Below are 18216 nucleotides of genomic sequence, written 5' to 3'. Positions count from 1 at the left end.
CTCCGATTCCAGTCCCCGGCCTGCTCAGGAGTGCTGTGTGCCCGGCATCGTGTCCCAGAACGCGCACTGGTGTTCCGTCGAGTACCGGTCGTCGTCGATCAGGGCACTCCTGCCCCCAGCCCGCAGCGACAGCATCAGGCCCTTGCCCCTGTGATAGCCAGGCCAGACCGTCTGCCGGGCGACGGCCGGCCGGCCGGTCTTCGTGAAGGCGCCCCAGTACCGCGTCATCTCGCGGGCGAGCCGGCGCTCGTCGGCGTTGAACAGCGGGGCGATGGGTGTGCCGTTGTTGAAGCTGGGCCAGATGTAGGCGAGTTCCGCGGCGTGGCCGGCCCCCCAGACATAGCCGGGGATCTGCGTCAGGCCAGGGCCGGTCCGGTGGTCGAACTCGTACGCATAGGTGGGGGTGTACCGCTCAAGGGTCCGGGCGAGCGAGCGGAGCCCGCACCCGCCGATCCCCGCGACACTCCCCGAGTCGGTCATGATCCCGCCGATGAGGTACGCCGCGGTGTACCGGTCGGACGTATCGGGCCAGGGGTAACGGGCGAGGACCTCGTCGGCGCGGGCGCCGGCGAGGTTCTGGACGAAGGCGAGGTAGTCCTCCTTGCCCGCGCCTATGTAGCCCGCGGCGAAGGTGCGGCCCTCGTCACGGTTGGCACCGACGACCACGGGCACGCGGGTGAACGCCCCGCTGTCCAGCGCCGCGCGTACCCCGGTCGGGAACGTCGGAGTTCCGTCCACGAAGCCGGCCGAGAAGGTCCGGCTCGCGTCGAGGAGCGTACCCGCCGAAGCCGACCGCAGACAGCCGAGGACGGCCGCCTGAGCCGTGCCGTCGCAGCCCGCCTGCCGGGCGAACGCCGTCCCCGCGGCCTCCGCCCGGGCCTGCGGCCCGCTGCGACAGGAGCCGCTCTGGATCATGGCGCGGGCGAACAGCCCGCGCGAGCCGGGCGAGACGAGATGACCGCAGACGGACCAGCCGCCCGCGGACTCGCCGTCGATGGTGACCTCACCGGGGTTACCGCCGAAGGCGGCTATGTTGCGCTGCACCCAGCGCAGCGCGGCCTGCTGGTCCATGAACCCGTAGTTGCCGGACTCGCCGCCCTCCTCGGTGAGGGCGGGCAGGCCGAGGAAGCCGAAGGCGCCGAGTCGGTAGTTGAGCGAGACGCCGATGACACCTGTCTCCTTGACGAGCTTCGACTCGTCGTTCTGCGAGCCGCTGCCGTTGGTCAGGCCACCGCCGTGGATGAAGACGTGCACCGGAAGACGGGCGCCGGCCCGCACGCCCGACGGCCGCCACACGTTGACGTCGAGGCAGTCCTCGGTCTCGCTGCGTGGTCCGTTGCCGCTGGGCAGGACGGGGCATGGATTGCCGAAGTCGGCCGCCTCCCGGACGCCGGTCCACCGCGCCGCGGGCCGCGGCGGCTTCCAGCGCAGGGAGCCGGTGGGCGCCGCCGCGTAGGGGATGCCGAGGAACCTCTCGACGCCCTTCGAGGTGGCGCCGCGCACGGCGCCCTTGTCGGTGGCCACCGCGGTCGGCGCCGTCGCGGACGCCGTCGCGGGCAGCAGCCCGGCGACGGCGAGGGACAGGACCAACGCGCCGCCCAGGGCAGTACGGATTCTGCTGGCAGTCATGGATGGGGACCTCTCTGGCCGGGTGCCGGCCGCACGGTGCGGCCGGCACCCTTGGTGGGGGAAGGAGCCGGGCCGGGGCCGGCCCGGCATCGGACGCCGCTCGTCACCCGGCCGATGTCGCGAGCCGGGCGGTCAGCGGGTGACCTCGACGCCGCCGTGCAGGGGGAGCGTCCGCGACGAGGAGCCGACCCACACCTCCCGGTGCCCGGTGCCGAGCTCCCAGGCGTGGGAGGAGGTGTTCCAGTACTTCAGCTGCTGTGCGTCGACCTGGATGCGTACGGTCGTCGACTGACCGGCGCGCAGATGCACCTTCTGGTAGCCGCCGAGCGAACGCACCGCCTGGGGCGCGGTGGTCTTCGGGCTCGCACCGACGTAGACCTGGGCGACCTCGTCACCGTCGCGGGTGCCGGTGTTCTTCAGCGTGAACGAGACGGTCAACTTGCCCTGACTCTGCCGAACCGCGAGGTCGCGGTAGGCGAAGGAGGTGTACGACAGGCCGTAGCCGAAGGGAAACAGCGGGGCGGCCTTCTCCTTGTCGTACCAGCGGTAGCCCACGTAGATGCCCTCGGAGTAGTTCTCCTGGTTGTCCACTCCCGGGTACCTGAGCGGGTCGCCGGCGACCGGTGTGGCGGACTCGCTCGCGGGGAACGTCTGGGTGGTCTTGCCCGACGGGTTCACGTCGCCGTAGAGCAGGCGGGCGGTGGCCTCGGCCCCGTTTTCCCCGGGGTAGTACGTGTCGAGCACCGCCTTGACCTTGGACAGCCACGGCATGGTGATCGACGATCCCGTGTTGAGGACGACAATTGTGTTCGGGTTGGCGTCGGCGACGGCGGAGATGAGCCCGTTCTGGTCGGCCGGCAGGGAGAGGTTCTTCCGGTCGGCGCCCTCGGTACCGTCGTCGTGGGCGAAGACGATGGGGGTCTTCACCTGGCGGGCCAGGGCCACGGCCTGCTCCCGGGCGGCCTGCGCGGCCTGCGGGGTGACCCAGTTCAGCCGGATCTTGGCCGGTGCGCCCTGGATGGCTTGGGCGTTGGCCGCGAAGCGGTGCGTTCCCGCCGTGAGGTGCACCGTGGCGCTGCTGGAGCCCAGGAAGCCGGAGATGACGCTCTTGCCGTCGATCTTCAGCGCGCCGTACGCGGCGGGAAGGTCGTAGACGAAGGAGTAGTCGCCGTCGGCCGGCACCGTGAGGGTGCCGCTGTAGTCGAAGGACTTGTCCGGGGTGACGGTGATCGTGCCGTCCGAGCCGACCGGCAGGGCGGGGCTGAGGGCCGTCGCGGGAATGGGGGCGCCGGTGTTGTCGACGCCGGCCGCGTAGCGCACCGTGGCATTCCGGCCGGCCCGCTGCGTGATGGTGGCCAGCGGCGAGGCCGCGGAGTCCGGTACGACGTTGGAGCTGCCGCCGCCGGTGACCTTCGGTGTCTTCGCGGTCGGGCCGATGAGTCCGATGCTGGTGTCCTCGCCGGTCAGCGGAAGCGCCTTGCCGGTGTTCTTCAGCAGGACCGAGCCGGACTCGGCCACCTTCTGCGCGACCTTGGCGCCGCCCTTCGGGTCGCGTGCGGGCCGCCGGCCCGCGGTGCCGTCGAGGAGACCGAATGTGTTCATCTGGCCCAGGATGCGGGCGACCGAGTCGTTGAGCTCCGAGACCGGAATGGTGCCGTTCGTTATCGCGGTCTTCAGTTTGTCGCCCAGAAAGACGCCGCTCGGCATCTCCTGGTCGAGGCCGTTCACGATGTCGGTCGTCGCGTGGGCCGCGCCCCAGTCCGACATGACCCAGCCCTGGAAGCCCCACTGCTCTCTGAGGATCGAGTTGAGCAGTTCGTCGCTGCCGCAGCCGTGACTGCCGTTCACCGAGTTGTACGAGCACATCACCGCACCGGCGCCGGCCTTGACGGCGGCCTCGAAGGCGGGCAGCTCGATCTGACGCAGGGTCTGCTCGTCGACGTTGACGTTCACCCCCATGCGGTTGTCTTCCTGGTTGTTCTCCGCGTAGTGCTTGACGGTGGCGATCAGGCCCTGGCTCTGAACGCCCCCGATCTCGCCGGACACCATGCGGGAGCTGAGCAGCGGGTCCTCGCTGAAGGTCTCGAAGTTCCGCCCCGCGTACGGCACCCGGATGATGTTCGTCATCGGTGAGAGCAGGACGTCCTGGCCGAGCGCACGGCCGTCGCGTCCGATGACCTGGCCGAACGTACGGGCCAGTCGGTCGTCGAAGGACGAGGCGAGCGCGACCGGCGCCGGCATCGCGGTGGCGTGCGCGTTGACCCGTACGCCCGCCGGACCGTCGGTGAGCCGCAGTTCGGGGATGCCGAGGCGGGGAACCCCGGGGATGTATCCGGCCTGGCCGAGGGCACGGGGATCGGTGCCTCCATGAACGAAGGACAACTTCTCGTCCAGCGACATCCGGGCGATGAGGGCAGCGACGCGGGGAGACACGCTGACGGTGCCCCGAGCGTCACCCGCGCCCACGCCCGAGGCGCCAGGGGCCACGGCCGTGCCCGCGGCAAGGAGCATCGCGCTCGCTCCCGCGATCAGGGCCGTGCGGCGCAACCGGCCTCTCCTGCGACGCCGTACCGATATCCGATTGAACTCCATGCGGACTCCTCACCACGTGTCTCTGATGGACGGAATTGAGATGGCGAATCGGGCTGACGGCAGACGGCAGACGGCAACACAAGTGATTCCTGTGACCGGCAACTGATTGACCGATCCCCGCACGCTTGCCGGGGGCTGCGACTGCGCCGACGCTGCCGGAGTTGCCGGGCCGTGCGGTCGGACTGGGTTGTGTCCGCCACGGTGGTGGACCGGGTGGCCGCCGCGTGCGGCCGGCTACCGGGACTGTTCGAAGAGCCAGTCGATGACCACGTCGTTCTCGTACGTCTGGGCCCATGCGAAGTGTGGGCTCACCGGTGTCGTTCCGGGCGTATAGCTCGTGAACAGGATGTGACTGCGCGCGACCCGGGCCTGCCGTAGGAGCTCCCGCGACCGGGCCTCGAATTGCGCCTTAGGCAGATCGTTGGCCCACTCTCCGCGGCTGACCGGTGCACCGGCGGACTCGAGCGCGTTCATCAGTGTCCAGGTACCGGGGTTGCCGAACCGGCCCTCCCGGTAGGGGACGACCGGGTCGTCGACGGAGTGGTCGGCCCACATCGGAATGTGCGTGATCCTCTCCATGGTGGCCGGGTCGCCCCAGCCGGCCGTGGGCAGGGCAGCCGCGAACGCCTCGGGTCGCTTCGCCAGCAGGCTGTAGATGCCACGCCCGCCCGAGGACAGGCCGACGACGTAGAGCCGGTCTGTGTCCACGTTGCGGGAGTGCTCGCTCACGAAGGTGTCGATGAGTTCGATCAGCGCGGCCTGGACCTTGGCGTCGGTCCAGTCCGTACCGTCGGGTCCGTCCATGGGACGGGGCAGGGGGATCTGCGGAGAGAGGACGAACGCGGGGTTGCGGCGCTGTCGTTCCGGCTTGGCGAACGTGACCGCGATCCGGTTGGAAGTGAGCTGGGTCATGTTGTTGTCCGCGACTTCGCCACCGCCGTGCAGGGTGACGACGAGCGGGTACCGCGTGCGCGTCCGAGGATTGCGTACGAATCCCTCGGGCTGGTACAGCCGGAAGTCCAGTTCGAAACCCGCGGAGTCGGTGAAGGAACCGGCGGCGAATTCGTCGACCACGGGAGTGATGACCTCGTTGTTCCGGCTTGCGAACGGACCAGCCTTGAGCACCAGTTCACCTCCCGGGGTGCGCACGTCCGCGACCTGTCTGACGGAGTATGCGCGGTCGAGCGGAAGGGGATCGGTGCCGGCGGCCCGCGCGTTGGAGTCGTTCGGGTCGAGTTCGACGATCAGGCGGTCCCCCGGCCGTCCGGGATCGGATCGGTCGTCCACTTCGGCGACGGTGTTGGGGTAGACCCGGGTCACCGTGCGAGCCGCTGTCTGCTTGCCCACAGTGGCCTTCACCTGGAAGGCGGTTGGCGGGATCACCCCGCCGCGTAAGTCGATGCGATGCGAGTACTGGATGGCGACGGCTGTCACCAGCCAATTGTTCCTCGGCGTCACCCGCGTGACGAGGTCCGTTCGCAGGACCGGATGGGGTCCGGAGGCCGCCTGTCGTCCTTCGGATGCCGCTGTCGTGGTGTCGGCGGCCGCGGCGGTCGCCGTGCTCACGGCCGGCGCCGTGACCGCACCTGCCGTGACGGTGAGCACCGTGCGTCTGGTGATCCCTCTCATGGGTCCTCGTCTCAGTCGGTGGGGCACCCGGACCAGGTGCCTCTGTGTGGTTCCGGCGCCCGACTCCGGACTCCCGGAACCGGTCGTGGGCCCGAGCGGCACGTGCGGTGTCTCCGGCCGACGGAGGCTCCGCTCGGGCCCGGGACGCCGGTCACAGGGAGAAAGCGCCGGCCACAGGGCGCCGACGGTCATGACGAGGGTGGTGGCTGAGCCCAGGGCTGCCGGCATGGCGGCGCTCGCTTTCTCGGGGACGGCCCTCGGCGGCGGTGGGCGGGGCTGAGGGACAGACCGAGGTGTTACGCGAGAGTGTCGAAGCACCAACGGATCGGCGTCCAGCATCGAACCGAGATCTGTTCATGCGATAAGCGCATCAATTCAAGCAGGTGCGCCCTGTACTCGTGGGCCGTGGACCACCTTGCGTCAACTGGGCGCGTACACGGCCGTCGCCCGGGCCGCGACCTCGACTGCAGCAAGCAGCCGGGGCAGACGAAGAACCTGCTGGTGTCGTACTCCCCGAAGAAGCTCGGCTTCTTCTAGGCGCTCACCGGCGACGGTAACCCTCAGCGCGGGGCCAGGCCGTGGAGTGCGATGTCGACGAGGGCGTCGACGTACTCGTGGGTGAGCGGCGCGTCCCTCAGCAGCCAGCGGCGGGCGAGGGGGCCCGCCAGCATCTCCACGGCGATCCGAGTATCGATGTCCGGCGCGATCTGGCCGATTCGCTGCGCGGAGCCCAAACGCTCCAGGCAGAGGTGCAAGGTGGGTTCCACCAGGTGCACCGCCAGCTCCTCACCGAGCTCCGGGTCGGCTATGCCGACGGCGGCGAGCGCGCGGGCGGGGGCGTCGTACCCCGGGTGAATCATGATGTCGACGGTGGACCGCAGCACGGCCTTGAGGTCGGCCTCCAGATCACCGGTGTCGGGGATCGCGATCCCGGTCCGTGCAATGTCCTCGGTCAGGCAGACGACCGCGTCACGGAGTATGGCCGCCTTGGAGGGCCACCACCGGTAGATGGTCTGTTTGCCGACGCCTGCCCGGGCTGCGACACCTTCGATGGTCAGCTTGGGATATCCGACCTCGTGAACGAGTTCCAGCGTGGCGTCCAGGATCGCGCTGTGGGTACGGCGGCGCGAGCGAGCGGTTTCGGGTACGCGGCGGGAGGACATGACGCGTAGCGTAGAACACGACGAGACGATACGTCTCGTATTGACAGCGCCACTACGCATCGTCCACACTCGGAAGCAGACCGAGACGGTACGTCTCGGTTCGCCGACGAAAGGAGAAGCCCATGGCCAAGGGTGCAGGAAACATGCTGGGCCTCGGCGGAACCCGCGCCAACCTCTCCCGCAGCGCGATGCGCGGCGGGAGCAAGGGACGAGCTCGCGGTGGCGGCCTCAATCCGCAGGAGCAGAAGCGGGAGCTCCTACGCAAGCTCAGGGAAGCGCGGTCCTCCGATGAATCCCCCGCGTCGTAAGGACCCTTCCGTGAGAGGACCGGCTGCGTACGGCCTTTTGTACGCAGCCGGTTCACCCCCGCGTCCGACGCCCGGCGGGGGCGACGGCCGGCCGACTACCGGGATGCACGGAACAGCGCGACCCAGTCCCGGACCGTAAGAGCCTTGACCTGATCGGCGGGCTGCACCCCGGCACTCCGCACGAACTGGGCATGGCCGCGCCGCAGCAATTTCCGCATGGCCTCTCCGATCGTCATCTGACCCGTGTCGTAGATCCGTTGGGTGAACAGTTGATACTCGGTACGCTCGCGCCAGGGCACGGGCGGACGGCGACGCGGCGTCACCATCAACGTCTGGGTGTCGGCGCGCGGTACGGGGCTGAAATCCTGGCGGGAGAAGGACAGCCCTCCGTCGAACGCGTACCACGGCTCCCATTGCGCGTTGAAAAGGTTCCCGCCCCAGGCGCCGAGCCGTTTGCCCACGTATTCCCGCTGCAGCAGGAATACCCCTTGTCGCATCCCGTCCGGCCCCAGCTCCAGGCAGCGCCTGAGTATCTTGGTGCCGGAGACAAAGGGCAGATTGCCAATCAGACGGACCGGCTGTCGAGGCAGTTGCAGGGTCAGAAAGTCCTCGTTCACCACCGTGACACCGGGCAGCGATTCGGCGGCCAGCCGATTCGCCCAGTGGGTGTCGATCTCCACCGCGAGTAAGGGACGTCCGGCCGCCGCCAGAGCTTTGGTCACCCGGCCGGAGCCCGCGCCTATCTCAACGGTTAAAACATCGGACGGGGACCCGGGCGAGTCCGTATACGAACCGTCCAGCTGGTCGGAAAATCGGCAGGCAGCGGCGGCCGACCGGAAGAAATTCTGACCCCACTCCCGTCGGGCGGCGCCGCGCGACGCGGTGGGAGCGGGAGCGGATGCAGGCCTCGGCCGTACCACATGTTTCGGCTTCACCCAGGCAAACTTACCTTTCCATGACCGGAAGATCCATCAACTTTTAGCATGTCTCCTGAATTTCAGCCATCTTCAGACTTGATCACGACATCGGTCGACGGATCCTTCGCCATCTGATAATGCAGTCCTGGAATACGCCGGCCCGAACGCATCCGGCCGTATCGGCGTTCCCCCACCATCGAACCGGACGAAAAGGCCGGCGCCAGGGCGGGGTGTCAGAGCCTCAGCGGCAGCGCCTTCAGCCGCCAGGCACCGGGGAAGAGTTGGCGCTCCAGGTCGGACGCGGCCACCGCCAAGGAGAGGCCGGGGAAGCGGTGCAGCAGTGCGTCGATCGCCACCTCGGCCTCCTGGAGCGCGAGGGCCGCGCCCAGGCAGTAGTGCGGACCGGACCCGAAGCCGACATGGGTGTCGCGGCGGGCGCCGGGCGTCCGCGTGATGTCGAACCGCTCAGGGGCGGGGAAGACCTCCGGGTCGTATCCGGCAGCGGCCAGCACGGCTATGACCTGCTCGCCCTTGCGCACCGGCATGCCGCCGACCCGGAGGTCGCGGGTGGCGAAGCGCGGCTGGGCGATCTGCACCGGGCCGCACCAGCGCATCATCTCCTGGACCGCCGCGGGCAGCAGCTCGCGGCGGGAGCGGAGCAGCGCGAGTTGGTCGGGGTGGGTCAGCAAGGCGGCGACGCCATTGCCGATCAGCTGGGCAGTGGCCTCGTTCCCGGCGCTGATGAAGGCGAGGACGAGGGCGACGATCTCCACATCGGTGAGCCGCTCCCCGTGGTCGCCCTCGGCCTGGACCAGGCCGGTGAGCAGGTCGCCGGTCGGCTCGGCCCGGCGCTGCTCGATCATGACGTGGAGACGGTCGACCATGCCGCCCACCGCGGGCTCCAGGAGCGCGGGGTCCATGGTGTAGAAGGCCGAGCTCCAGATCCGCCACTGGTTCCGCTCGGCCTCGGGGACGCCGGCGATCTCGCAGATGGTCGCGATGGAGAGCGGGTAGGCGAAGTGCTCCAGGAGGTCGACCGACCCGTCCCGGGCGCGGCCCGGCAGCGCCTGGACCAAACCGGCGGCCATCTCCGCCATGGTGGACCGTAGTCGCGCGACGCGACGCGCGGTGAAGGCGCGCGCGGACACCTTCCGCAGCCGTGTGTGTTCCCGGCCGTCCTGGAACAGCACGCTGTCCAGTAGATAACGGGCATACCGCTGGGGGAAGTCGGCGTCGTCGAGGCCCTGTGCGTAGAGGTGGGGCAGGTCCATCCCCGGTACGTTACGGGGGTTGTTCACCAGGTCCGGGTCGGCGAGCGCCGCCTTGACGTCGGCGTAGCGCGTCGCCATCCAGAAGGGCTCGCCCCAGGGATATCGGCCACGCACCAGCGGCGCCTGTTCCCTGATCCGGGCATAGGTGCCGAACGGATCGTTGAGAACCCGCGGGTCCATCATGTCGACGACCTCAACAGCGGCCGTGGGGGCGTCATCGCCGGTCGGTGTTCTCATCACTGCCTTCCGAATCGTGGTGCGGGCGGCACATCTTCCGGGGTATCGCGACAGTGTGGCGCTGCGACGGCCAATGACAGGCATCACCCGCATTATCGAAGAACGACTTCGTCAGGTTTCACGTGGCGTCGGGCGTCCGAGATCGCCGGCCGGTGACTGTGTCACCTCCGCGTTGTCGGCAAAATTCTCCGCGCGGCAGACTGCCCCGACCCGTTCTCTGCGGTCAACTGGCAGTTTCCCCTTCCGAAGGAGAGCGAGATTCCGATGCTCCATAGCGTCGCCCGTCTGCCGTCGCTCACCGCCCTCCGCTGGTTCCCGGCTCTCGCGGTATTCGCCTGCCACATCGTCCAGCGGGGATTCTTCGCCGACCGGCGGGTCGGTGCCGCGCTGATGCGCATCACCACGCTCGGCTCGATCGCCGTCTCGGTCTTCTTCGTGCTCAGCGGATTCATTCTGACCTGGTCGGCCCGCGACGGCGACTCGGTCGCGACCTTCTGGCGGCGCCGATTCGCGAAGATCTATCCCCTGCACTTCGTCACGTTCATCATGTCGGCTCTCATCATCTTCTCCATCGGGGAACCGGTACTGCCCGGTGGCTCGGTATGGGACGGTCTGGTTCCCAATCTGCTGCTGATGCAGTCCTGGCTTCCCGAGCCCAGGATCGTCTCGGGGTTCAATACCCCGAGTTGGTCGCTCTCCTGCGAATTCGCTTTCTATCTGACGTTCCCGCTGTGGTACCGGCTGGTACGGAAGATCCCGGTGCGGCGCCTATGGTGGTGCGCCGCCGCTCTTGCCGCGGCCGTGATCTGTGTGCCGTTCGTGACGAGCCAGTTCCCGGCGAGCGCCGAGACGGCCCCCGGGATGCCGCTCAATGAGCTGTGGTTCGCTCACTGGCTGCCTCCGGTGCGGATGCTCGAGTTCGTCCTCGGCATCGTGATGGCGCTGATCCTGCGCGCGGGGGTGTGGCGGGGCCCCGGAGTCGGGATCTCAGCGCTCCTGCTCGCCGCGGCCTTCGGTCTCAGTCAGGTGGTGCCCCCGATGTTCACCATCGCCGCCTGCTCCATCCTGCCCGTCGCCCTGCTGATCACCGCTTTGGCCGATGCCGATGTGCGCGGAAGGCGTACGGGATTGCGCTCGGCGTTGCTGGTGAAGCTGGGCGAATGGTCCTTCGCCTTCTACTTGGTCCACTTCATGGTCATCCGCTACGGGCAGCGGTTGATGGGCGGCGAACTGGGCTACCAGCGCCTGTGGGGCACCGCCGAGGCCATCGTGCTGTCCCTGGCGATGCTGGCGGTGTCGATCGTGCTTGCCGGGCTGCTGCACACCGTCGTCGAGCGCCCCTGCATGCGCCTGCTCGGCGGGCGCCGCCCGGCCGCCACCACACCGCATCCCACCACCGGCACGGACCTCAACGTCACCCGTGCCTGACGCCGTGGACAAGCCCTCCTCGAAAGGATCGTGAGCGTGGCAGACCAGACCGCTCTCAGCCCCGCCCTGCTGGACTACGCCCGGAGCGTCGCTCTGCGGGACGACGACCTGCTGCGGGAACTGCACGACCTGACCGCGCGGCTCCCCGGAGGCCGCGCCATGCAGATCATGCCCGAGGAGGCGCAGTTCCTCGCCCTGCTGATCCGCCTCATCGGCGCCCGTCAGGTGCTGGAAATCGGGACGTTCACCGGTTACAGCACGCTGTGCATGGCACGGGCACTGCCGGCCGGTGGCCGGATCGTCACCTGCGACATCAGCGACAAATGGCCTGACGTGGGGGCCCCGTTCTGGCAGCGCGCCGGAGTGGACGGTCTGATCGACCTGCGGATCGGCGACGCCGCCCGGACCCTGGACGATATGCGGGAGCACGAGGGGGACGGGGTTTTCGACCTGGTCTTCGTCGACGCCGACAAGACCGGGTATCCGCACTACTACGAGCAGGCGCTGGCGTTGGTCCGCCCGGGCGGCCTGGTGGCGATCGACAACACGCTGTTCTTCGGGCGGGTGGCCGATCCGGCCGTCGACGATCCCGAGACCGTGGCCGTCCGCAAGCTCAACGACCAGCTGCGCGACGACGAGCGCGTGGACATCGCCCTGCTGACCGTCGCCGACGGGATCACCCTCGCCCGCCGGCGGGAGTAGAACCCGCGGTCCTGTCACGGCGCCGGCCCGCAAGGGCTGGATGACCACTCTGCCCCGCCGAGCGACTCGGCGGGGCAGAGCAGTTGGGCGCGCCGGAAGGTCCGGGGCCGGCCGAGCCGTCAGCGGAACCGGTTGATCGCGTCGATGTGCTTGGCGCGCGTTTCCTCGTCGCGCACGCCCAGGCCCTCCGCCGGCGCCAGGCACAGCACACCGACCTTGCCCTGGTGGACGTTGCTGTGCACGTCCTGGACGGCGAGCGCGGTGTCGGCCAGCGGGTAGGTGCAGGAGAGGGTGGGGTGGATCCTGCCCTTGACGATGAGGCGGTTCGCCTCCCATGCCTCGCGGTAGTTGGCGAAGTGGGTGCCGATGATGCGCTTGAGGTGCATCCACAGGTAGCGGTTGTCGAATTCGTGGCGGTAGCCGGAGGTGGAGGCGCAGGTCACGATGGTGCCTCCCCTGCGGGTGACGTAGACGGACGCGCCGAAGGTATCCCGGCCGGGGTGCTCGAAGACGATGTCCACGTCCTCGCCGCCGGTCAGTTCGCGGATGCGGGCGCCGAACCGCTTCCACTCCCGCGGGTTCTGGGTGTGCTGGTCGGTCCAGAAGCGGTAGTCCTCGGCCGAGCGGTCGATGATCGCCTCCGCGCCCATGGCCCGGCACACCTCGGCCTTGCGCCGGCTGGACACCACGCACACGGGGTTGGCGCCGCCGGCCAGTGCGAGCTGGGTGGCGTACGAGCCCAGGCCGCCGCTGGCGCCCCAGATCAGCACGTTGTCGCCCTGCTTCATGCCGGCACCGTTGCGGGACACCAGCTGGCGGTAGGCGGTGGAGTTGACCAGACCGGGCGCGGCGGCCTCCTCCCAGGTGAGGTGGGCGGCCTTCGGCATCAGCTGGTTGGCCTTGACCAGGGCTATCTCGGCCAGGCCGCCGAAGTTGGTCTCGAAGCCCCAGATGCGCTGCGCCGGGTCCAGCATGGTGTCGTCGTGCCCGTCCGGGCTCTCCAGCTCCACCGACAGGCAGTGCGCCACCACCTCGTCGCCGGGCTTCCAGGCGTTCACCCCGGGGCCGGTGCGCAGCACCACGCCGGCCAGGTCGGAGCCGAGGATGTGGTAGGGCAGGTCGTGCCGCTTGGCGAGCGGCGAGGTGCGCCCGTAGCGCTCCAGGAAGCCGAAGGTCGGCAGCGGCTCGAAGATGGACGACCACACGGTGTTGTAGTTGACCGAGCTGGCCATCACCGCGACCAGCGCCTCGCCAGGCCCCAGTTCGGGCACCGGCACCTCGTCGACGCGCAGCGACTTGCGCGGGTCCTTGTCCGCGCCGGTCATGCCGCGGAACATCTCGGTGTCCTCTCGGTGGACGGTCACGGCCCGGAAGGACTCGGGCAGGGGCAGCGCGGCGATGTCCTCGGGGGTGCGGTCCGGTGCGCTGATCGCGGCGAGCAACTCGCTCAGGGCATGGCTGTCGGGCATGGCGGATCGACTCCGTTCGGTCGTTTCGTCAGGTCGTGCGGTGCGCGGCGGTGAGGCGCTCCAGCGTGGAGACGACGGCGGCGGGCGTGGGGGCGGCGAGCACCTCCTCGCGCAGCCGCTGTGCGCCCGCCCGGATCGCGGGGTCGTGTACGGCCGTGTGCACCGCGTCGGCGAGGCCACGCGCGGTGAGGGTCGCGGCCGGCAGGTCGAATCCGGCGGAGAGGCGCTGGAGCTGCTGGGCCTTGAGCGGCGCGTCCCAGAGCGCGGGCAGCAGGATCTGCGGCACGCCGTGGAGCAGGGCGGTGGACCAGGTGCCCGCGCCGCCGTGGTGGATGATCGCGGCGCAGCTGGGCAGCAGTGCGTCGAGCGGGACGAAGTCCACGGGCACGACGTTGTCGGGAAGGCTGCCCAGGCGCTCCTGCTGCGAGGCGTCGAGGGTGGCCACCACCTCGATGTCCAGTTGGCCCAGCGCCTCCAGCAGCTCGGAGTAGGAGACCGCGTCACGGCCGTAGGTCTCGCGGGCGGAGATCCCGAGGGTGAGGCAGACCCGCGGGCGCGCGGGCTTCTCGGCGAGCCAGGGTTCGATCACGGCGCGGCCGTTGTACGGCACGTAGCACATGGGGACCGTGGTCTGTCCCAGGTCCAGTCGGGTGCTGCTGGGCCCGGGGTCGATCACCCAATGGCCGAGCACATCGCGTTCGTCGAAGGCGCACCCGTACCGGTCGAGGGTCCAGCCGAGCCATTCGGCGATGGGGTCCTCGCGCAGTTCCACCGGCACGCGGGCGAGCGCGTCGAGGAACCGCACCCGGGACCGCCCGATGGCGTCGGGGCCCCAGAGAACGCGCGCGTGGGCGGCGCCGCAGGCGCGGGCCGCGACCGGCCCGGCGTAGGTCCACGGTTCCCACACCACGAGGTCGGGACGCCAGTCACGGGCGAAGTCGACGATGTCGTCCATCGTGGCGGCGCCGTTGAACGGGGCGAAGCACAGGGCGGACATCATGGTCTGCTGGCCCAGCAAGTGCTCCCAGGTGGTCTCCTGTGCCGTCTCCACCTCCGAGAACTCGAAGCCCCGCTGGTAGGGAACGAGGTCGCCGCCCATCTCGGCGAGCAGTTCGGCGGCCGGCTCGTCGTCGCCGACGGGGACGGCGGGCAGTCCGGTGGAGACGATGACGTCGGTGAGCGAGGGCGGGCTCGCCACCCGCACCTCGTGCCCGGCCGCACGCAGCGCCCACGCCAGGGGCACCAGGGTGTAGTAGTGGGTGTTGTGGGCGAGGGAGGTCAGCAGGACGCGCACGGTGACTCCTGTCTGGGCCAAGGGCGTACGGCGGCGGGCGGCGAGGTCATCCGGGGTGGACCCGGAAGCGGGCACAGGCGCGGACGACCGGGGAGCGCGGCCGGGTCAACGGCTCGTCCACGGCCCGCAGCCCGGGGAACCGGCCGGCCATGACCTGGACGGCGGTGGTGGCGGCCAGCCGGACGAGCGGGAGGGCGAGCGCGAGGTACGGCCCGTCCGGGCCGCCGAGCGGCTCGGTCCCCGGGAGGTCGCGTCCGGCGGCGGCCAGCACCACGACGTGGTCGTCGGCGGCGATCCGGCGGCCGCCGAGCTCGACGTCGGTGCGGGCGACCCTGCTCTCCAGCCGGGCCGGGGGCCGCTCGCGCAGGGTCCGGTCGACGGCCCTGGCCGCAGCGGCTGTCCGCTGGACGCGCGCCCACTCCTCGGGCCGCTCCAACAGCCGGTGCGCCGTGTGCGCGACGGCGGTGACGGCGGGCTCCGGGACGCCGATGGCCAGGAGCAGGGCGATGCGCTCGACGTCGCGGGGCGGGACACCGTCACGCAGGAGGAGGCCGAGCACATCGGCGGGCCGGGTCCCGGTCCCCTCGACGGCCCGCCTCTTCTCGGCGACGAGGCCCGGGACGAGGTCGGCCAGGGCCGCCACGGCGTCGGCGGACTCCCGGGCGACGTCCAGCGTCTGCGGTGCGAACCGCGCGTCGAGCTGGGGAGCGCACCTGGCGAGCTCCCGCGCGACGGTGTCGCGGTCGCGGTCCGGCACGCCGAGGAGCCCGAGCACCAGCCCGACGGCGTACGGCCGGGCGATCTGGCCGACGAGGTCGAACTCGGCTCCGTCGGACGGCAGGAGACGGCGGAGCAGCCGACGGGCGGTGGTGCGCGCTTCGCAGGGCGCCTCGGCCGGGGCGCAGCGGTTCAGCACCGGGGCGGCGAGCGCGCGGAGCCGGGCCAGCTCGGCACGTTCGTAGGTGGGTAACGCCTCGGCGAGGGGCAGCAGTTCCTCGTCCGGGCGGCGGCCGGCACGGTCGAGCGTGTCGAAGCGCGGGTCGGCGAGGACGGCCGCCGCCACCTCGGGGTCCGCGGTCACCCAGGCGTCGGTCAGCTCGCTGCGGTACCAGGGCCCGTGGGCGCGGATCTCCCGTTCGAGCGGGGCGGGGTCGGCGAGGGCGCGCAGGATCAGCGCGTACGGATCGCCCTGGTTGCCCGCGCACCACTGGGAGGCGCGGGTCAGCTGGAGCCGACGGCCGAGCTCCCGAATGCCGGTGTTCACGGGTGCCGGCGCCATGGCAGGGGTGGGCATGGAGACCTCTCGTCGTCTTGAGACGGTCCCGCCTCAGCGGCGGGTGCCGATGAACAGTCCGCGGCCGGAGGAGCCGCCCTCCTGGTAGAGCACGTCGCAGCCGGCTCGCTCGAAGGCGCGTTCGTAGTCGGCGCGCGGGAACAGGGTGATGGTGTGGTCCTCGGTGAGGTAGCGGATGCCGCCGCCGGGCTCGGCGACGAGGTAGTGCACCTCGATGCGGGTGGCGTCCCCTTCCCGTACGGAGTGCGAGACCCGGCAGATGGTGCGCTCGCCTGCCTCGGTGACGCTGGCTCCGACGTAGCCGGGAGTGAAGGTCTCGGGGAACCACCAGGGTTCGACGACGATGACGCCGCCGGGTTCCAGATGGTCGGCGAAGCACCGCAGGGTGCTGTCGAGTTCGTCGGTGTTCCGCAGATGGCCGATGGAGCTGAACATGCAGATCACCGCATCGAACCGGCGGCCCAGCGCGAAGGAGCGCATGTCTCCCTCGTGGAAGGTGACATCAGGGTTCCGGTCGGTGGCGATGGCCAGCATGTCGCCGGAGAGCTCCAGGCCCTCGACGTGGTCGAAGAGGCCGTCGAGGTGGCGCAGGTGCTGGCCGGTTCCGCAGGCGACGTCGAGCAGCGACCGGGTGGCCGGCCGGTGGCTGCGCACGAGTGCGGCGATCTCATCGGCCTCCTTCCGGTAGTCCTTGCCCTTCCCCTCGTGGACCAGGTCGTAGATGGCCGCGATCTCGTTGGCGTACATCAGTGTTCTCCTCCGGTGGACGGGGTGGGCTCGGCCGGGTGCGGGAGACCGCCCAGCCAGTCGCTGACGACCGACGCGGTGTGCCGCGCGTGTGCGGTGAGCATGGTGAAGTGGTTGCCGGGCACGTCGGCGACGCTCTGGGCGAACGGGACTTCGGAGCGCCAGTCGCCCCGGCTGCCGTCGTCCGGCCATGCGCACAGCGGCTCGGACGCCCGGACGAGCAGGACGGGGGCGCGCAGTGCGGTGAGCCGGGTGGTGAGCAGCAGCCGCTGATAGCCGGCCATGGCGGTGAGCCGGTGGTCCTCCAGGGGGACGGTACTGCGGTCGAGGGCCCAGCGGAGCAGGTCGTCGCGCCAGACCCCCATCGCGCCGGGGTCCTCCGTGCGGTAGACGTCCATCAGCACGACGGCCGTGGGACCCGTGCCGCGCTCCTCCAGCCGGGCGGCCAGGGCGTGGGCGACGTTCGCCCCGGCGGAGTGGCCGGCGAGCGCGAACGGCTTGCCCGCGGCGTGCTCCAGCAAGGCATCGGCCTGGGTGTCGAGAAGCACGTCGAGTGAGGCGGGCAGTGGCTCGTCGGGGCCGCCGAACCCGGACAGCGGGAGGATGACGATGTCCCGGCTGCCGCGCAGCCCGTCAGCGAAGGAGGCGTACTCCCCGGGGCCCGAGGTGGCCGCGGTGCCGGCGCAGCAGTACAGCGTGGGGCGGGTGGGCGGTCCGGCCGCGAGGACCGCCGGCGCGGGGAGCGCGGTGCCGCGGTGCTCCCGGGTGAAGGCGGGCCGGAACGTGGCCAGCGACGCCATCAGCTCCACGGCCTCGGCCGACCTGCGCTGTTCGACGGCGGCACGGAAGCCCGCGAGCAGCCCGCTCTCGGTCGGTGCGGCGTCCTGCCGACGTCCGGTGGGCCCGGCGTCGAGGAGAGCCGTGAGGTGGTCCGCCAGCGCGACCGGGTTCTCATGGTCGAAGACGAGGCTGCCGGGCAGGTCGAGCCCGGTGTCCTCGGCCAGCCGGCGGCGGAGCCGTACGGCGGCCAGCGAATCGAAGCCGAGGCTCCGGAAGGCGGTCCGCCCGTCGACCCGGGTCTCCTCGGTGTGGCCGAGCACCGCGGCGATATGGCGGAGCACCATCTCCAGAGCGAGCCGCGGCTGATCCTCGGGCCGTGCCCGTACGAGGTCGGGTGCGGTCGGGGTGCCGTCGGCGGGTCGCGCGGCGGCGAGCGCCGTACGGACGGCAGGAATGTCGGAGATCAGGGGGCTGGGACGGAAGGCGGTGAACCCGGCGGCGAAGTGCTCCCAGTCGAGATCGGCGACGATCTCCGTCGGTGTGCCGTCGTCGAGGGCCCGGCGCAGGGCGGCGAGGGCCGTCTCCGGGCGGAGGGGGATGAGCCCGTGGCGCGCGAGATAGCCCTCGGGGGCGTTCTCGCCCATGCCGGTGCCACCCCACGGACCCCAGGCGATCGAGGTCGCGGGCAGGCCCCGCGCCCGACGCCGCTCGGCCAACGCATCCAGATGCGCATTGGCCGCCGCATACACCGACTGC

At 70.5% G+C, this 18216-nt stretch carries 15 protein-coding genes; 4 read left to right on the top strand and 11 right to left on the bottom strand.

Annotation, left to right across the window (positions count from 1 at the left end; genetic code table 11):
- Positions 1-24: 24 nt before the first annotated feature.
- From ACFZCY_RS33525 to ACFZCY_RS33515, 3 genes are all read right to left on the bottom strand, one after another.
- Complete coding sequence (locus tag ACFZCY_RS33525; RefSeq protein ID WP_391181831.1) at positions 25-1629, bottom strand: carboxylesterase family protein; 1605 nt, start codon at positions 1627-1629, stop codon at positions 25-27.
- 132 nt (positions 1630-1761) lie between these two features.
- On the bottom strand, positions 1762-4221 hold the full coding sequence (locus ACFZCY_RS33520) for a glycoside hydrolase family 3 C-terminal domain-containing protein (RefSeq protein WP_391181828.1): 2460 nt from the start codon (positions 4219-4221) through the stop codon (positions 1762-1764).
- A 234-nt stretch (positions 4222-4455) separates the two neighbouring features.
- The gene (locus ACFZCY_RS33515; RefSeq protein WP_391181826.1) at positions 4456-5850 is read right to left on the bottom strand and encodes a prolyl oligopeptidase family serine peptidase; all 1395 of its coding nucleotides are present in this window, start codon (positions 5848-5850) and stop codon (positions 4456-4458) included.
- A gap of 405 nt (positions 5851-6255) precedes the next feature.
- Between ACFZCY_RS33515 and ACFZCY_RS33510 the strand changes: the two genes are divergently transcribed.
- A complete protein-coding gene (locus tag ACFZCY_RS33510; RefSeq protein ID WP_391181823.1) occupies positions 6256-6387 on the top strand; it encodes a hypothetical protein in 132 nt (43 codons plus the stop codon).
- Positions 6388-6410: 23 nt separating this feature from the next.
- On the opposite strand, the gene ACFZCY_RS33505 is transcribed toward ACFZCY_RS33510, so the two are convergent.
- Positions 6411-7013, bottom strand: a complete 603-nt coding sequence (locus ACFZCY_RS33505; protein ID WP_391181821.1) for a TetR/AcrR family transcriptional regulator C-terminal ligand-binding domain-containing protein — start codon at positions 7011-7013, stop codon at positions 6411-6413.
- A gap of 122 nt (positions 7014-7135) precedes the next feature.
- Between ACFZCY_RS33505 and ACFZCY_RS33500 the strand changes: the two genes are divergently transcribed.
- A complete protein-coding gene (locus tag ACFZCY_RS33500; protein ID WP_391181818.1) occupies positions 7136-7321 on the top strand; it encodes a DUF6243 family protein in 186 nt (61 codons plus the stop codon).
- Between the two features lie 95 nt (positions 7322-7416).
- Here the strand turns inward: ACFZCY_RS33500 and erm are convergent, their stop codons facing one another.
- Positions 7417-8241, bottom strand: a complete 825-nt coding sequence (erm, locus tag ACFZCY_RS33495) for a 23S ribosomal RNA methyltransferase Erm (protein WP_391182270.1) — start codon at positions 8239-8241, stop codon at positions 7417-7419.
- 230 nt (positions 8242-8471) lie between these two features.
- Positions 8472-9746, bottom strand: coding sequence for a cytochrome P450 (locus ACFZCY_RS33490; protein ID WP_391181816.1), 1275 nt, complete (start codon positions 9744-9746; stop codon positions 8472-8474).
- Positions 9747-10010: 264 nt separating this feature from the next.
- Here ACFZCY_RS33490 and ACFZCY_RS33485 point away from each other — a divergent pair, with 264 nt between their 5' ends.
- Both ACFZCY_RS33485 and ACFZCY_RS33480 read left to right on the top strand, forming a co-directional pair.
- A complete protein-coding gene (locus ACFZCY_RS33485) occupies positions 10011-11174 on the top strand; it encodes an acyltransferase family protein (RefSeq protein WP_391181812.1) in 1164 nt (387 codons plus the stop codon).
- Positions 11175-11210: 36 nt separating this feature from the next.
- The gene (locus tag ACFZCY_RS33480) at positions 11211-11876 is read left to right on the top strand and encodes a class I SAM-dependent methyltransferase (RefSeq protein WP_391181809.1); all 666 of its coding nucleotides are present in this window, start codon (positions 11211-11213) and stop codon (positions 11874-11876) included.
- 119 nt (positions 11877-11995) lie between these two features.
- Here the strand turns inward: ACFZCY_RS33480 and ccrA are convergent, their stop codons facing one another.
- From ccrA to ACFZCY_RS33455, 5 genes are all read right to left on the bottom strand, one after another.
- Positions 11996-13345, bottom strand: coding sequence for a crotonyl-CoA carboxylase/reductase (gene ccrA / locus ACFZCY_RS33475; RefSeq protein ID WP_391181806.1), 1350 nt, complete (start codon positions 13343-13345; stop codon positions 11996-11998).
- Between the two features lie 28 nt (positions 13346-13373).
- A complete protein-coding gene (locus ACFZCY_RS33470; RefSeq protein WP_391181803.1) occupies positions 13374-14639 on the bottom strand; it encodes an activator-dependent family glycosyltransferase in 1266 nt (421 codons plus the stop codon).
- Positions 14640-14685: 46 nt separating this feature from the next.
- Positions 14686-15903 (bottom strand): P450-derived glycosyltransferase activator, encoded by a 1218-nt coding sequence (locus tag ACFZCY_RS33465; RefSeq protein ID WP_391181800.1) that lies wholly within the window; start codon positions 15901-15903, stop codon positions 14686-14688.
- Between the two features lie 63 nt (positions 15904-15966).
- Positions 15967-16680: a methyltransferase domain-containing protein gene (locus ACFZCY_RS33460; protein WP_391181798.1), complete on the bottom strand. Its 714-nt coding sequence runs from the start codon at positions 16678-16680 to the stop codon at positions 15967-15969.
- The coding region (locus ACFZCY_RS33455; protein WP_391181795.1) for a thioesterase domain-containing protein at positions 16680-18216 on the bottom strand (1537 nt) is incomplete at its 5' end. The genes ACFZCY_RS33455 and ACFZCY_RS33460, both read right to left, overlap by 1 nt.

Source organism: Streptomyces sp. NPDC007983 (assembly GCF_042958345.1).
In the GTDB taxonomy this organism is placed as follows: Bacteria; Actinomycetota; Actinomycetes; order Streptomycetales; family Streptomycetaceae; genus Streptomyces.
The sequence above is the reverse complement of the archived record's forward strand: the minus strand, read 5'-3'. Positions and strand labels throughout refer to the sequence as shown.

Coding starts and splice junctions, on each gene's coding strand:
- ACFZCY_RS33525 (WP_391181831.1), bottom strand. CDS start 1,629: ATGACTGCCAGCAGAATCCGTACTGCCCTGGGCGGCGCGTTGGTCCTG.
- ACFZCY_RS33520 (WP_391181828.1), bottom strand. CDS start 4,221: ATGGAGTTCAATCGGATATCGGTACGGCGTCGCAGGAGAGGCCGGTTG.
- ACFZCY_RS33515 (WP_391181826.1), bottom strand. CDS start 5,850: ATGAGAGGGATCACCAGACGCACGGTGCTCACCGTCACGGCAGGTGCG.
- ACFZCY_RS33505 (WP_391181821.1), bottom strand. CDS start 7,013: ATGTCCTCCCGCCGCGTACCCGAAACCGCTCGCTCGCGCCGCCGTACC.
- ACFZCY_RS33500 (WP_391181818.1), top strand. CDS start 7,136: ATGGCCAAGGGTGCAGGAAACATGCTGGGCCTCGGCGGAACCCGCGCC.
- ACFZCY_RS33490 (WP_391181816.1), bottom strand. CDS start 9,746: ATGAGAACACCGACCGGCGATGACGCCCCCACGGCCGCTGTTGAGGTC.
- ACFZCY_RS33485 (WP_391181812.1), top strand. CDS start 10,011: ATGCTCCATAGCGTCGCCCGTCTGCCGTCGCTCACCGCCCTCCGCTGG.
- ccrA (WP_391181806.1), bottom strand. CDS start 13,345: ATGCCCGACAGCCATGCCCTGAGCGAGTTGCTCGCCGCGATCAGCGCA.
- ACFZCY_RS33460 (WP_391181798.1), bottom strand. CDS start 16,680: ATGTACGCCAACGAGATCGCGGCCATCTACGACCTGGTCCACGAGGGG.